This window comes from Phocaeicola sp. RTP21198st1_B8_RTP21198_201120 (assembly GCF_040929485.1).
In the GTDB taxonomy this organism is placed as follows: Bacteria; Bacteroidota; Bacteroidia; order Bacteroidales; family Bacteroidaceae; genus Phocaeicola; species Phocaeicola dorei.
This window is the reverse complement of record NZ_JBCOCI010000050.1, coordinates 35,619-37,306: the sequence shown is the minus strand read 5'-3', so window position 1 is coordinate 37,306 and position 1,688 is coordinate 35,619. Positions and strand designations below refer to the sequence as shown.

Genomic DNA, 1,688 nt, shown 5'->3' with positions numbered 1-1,688 from the left:
TAAAAGAGCCGCAAATATACATAAAAAAAGGAGGAAATAAAATAGAAACAGGCTTTTTCGGAAAGATGATTTAGCGGATATTGTTTTAAAAGAATGCCTGGAATCTGGATTATGGAATACGTAGATAATAACCCTTTCCTCTGACTGTTATTAATTTATATTCTTGGAATTCTTTTAAAACTTTCCGGATTGATTTGATGTGTGCATCTATTTTTTCATTGGCATTATCATCCGTAGGCCAGAGACTCTTTTTTATTTCTTCACGACTTACGCAAGTTCCTGCTTTTTCATAAAGCATATTTAGTAAAGTGAGGTCTAATTTCTGAATGTTGCACTTTTTGTTTCCTATATACAACTCTTGTTTCTCCATGTCTATGTTCATAAGAGTAAGGAGTGTTTGAGTATCCTTTTCCTTTTTAAGAAAAATGAGTATGAAAATAAGAATCATCAATTGTCCGATGAGCCAAAAGAGAGTGTTGTCTATGTGTCGTAAAATGGTTTTGAAGTCATAGTTTACCCATGCTTGTACCTTGATGTTTTGGGTGATATCTACTATGTATCGGGGAGTATTGTATGCCGTTCGGGGAATTGCAGAACTTTGGTCACTGTGTTGGGAAATGGATTTGTTATAATAAATAGTTCCGGTCCTGCCGGTTATGTCATGATCGGATAATATCTTTCTAAAGGTTGCATTTAATTCATCGGGCTTTATGGGTTTTAGTTGGGATAGAATGTATTGGTTCAGCATACGTTTGGCGGTCTGCTCGTCCAGGCTGTCTTTAAAGGTATAGATTGTTTTTCCTTGTCTGGTTCTTATGGTGTAGCTTTTTACTTTTTGGTGTAGGCTGGGAGCGATAGTATACATTTTTATATCCCAGTTTGTAGGTTCGGGATGATAATAGCTGATGTAGGCAAGTCTTTCATTGTAATCTTCCGTAATGGCGGATTTGAAAGCGTGGTCTATTTGGGTATTCACTCGTTCGGCACTATTATGAAAAGCGATATAAACAGTATATAGAACGGTGATGGTGACTGCCATAAATAAGATAATGTGTGTTTTTGCCCTTTTCATCGTATGAATTTTAAATGCAAAAGTAAATAACGTTAAGGAAAAAACAGGTGTTTTATCTGATCTTTTTCTGAAAAAGGAGAAAATTCAGAAAGAGTTCAGATAAATATTTTGCAGAGATACAGGCTTTTCTTCTTCTTTGCGTCAGCAAAATATTTTGCGAATCAATAAAAGCAAGAAACGTATGAGAACAAAAGCTGTTTTATTTTTTCTCTTGTTATTGCCGGTGTATGTGGTGAATGGCCAAGATGACAAGAGAGAGTATTTGAAAAAGGTGTTGGATAATTTAGAGCAGATTAAGTCAGCAACGTATAAAGTAGAGGGCGAAGTCTGGAATCCTGGTGATACAATTCCTTCCAGTATTAGAAAATATATGGTGAAAGAGTTCGATAATCCGGCTGATTCTACGATAGGGGCAAGTTTTGTGAATTTGGGAACAGATGATGGTAAAGAGTTCCAATTCGGTTATAATGGTGAAGTACGTGTGTTGGTGAATCATGCTGTCAAGGAAATAAAAATCGATAATTTTACCACCAGACCGTTACCTTTCAGACCGTTGACCCCACCTTTCTTTAATTATTGCAAGAATATTGTCAGGTATGCTTTGGAAACAGAAGAC

1 protein-coding gene and 1 pseudogene are annotated in these 1,688 nt (G+C 36.0%); one reads left to right on the top strand and one right to left on the bottom strand.

Annotated elements, in window-relative coordinates; all coding sequences use genetic code 11:
* Positions 1 to 109: 109 nt before the first annotated feature.
* Complete coding sequence (locus tag AB5935_RS16190) at positions 110 to 1,072, bottom strand: winged helix-turn-helix domain-containing protein (protein WP_008656628.1); 963 nt, start codon at positions 1,070 to 1,072, stop codon at positions 110 to 112.
* Between the two features lie 181 nt (positions 1,073 to 1,253).
* Here AB5935_RS16190 and AB5935_RS16185 point away from each other — a divergent pair.
* Positions 1,254 to 1,688: pseudogene (locus tag AB5935_RS16185) on the top strand (TlpA family protein disulfide reductase); the annotation flags it as partial.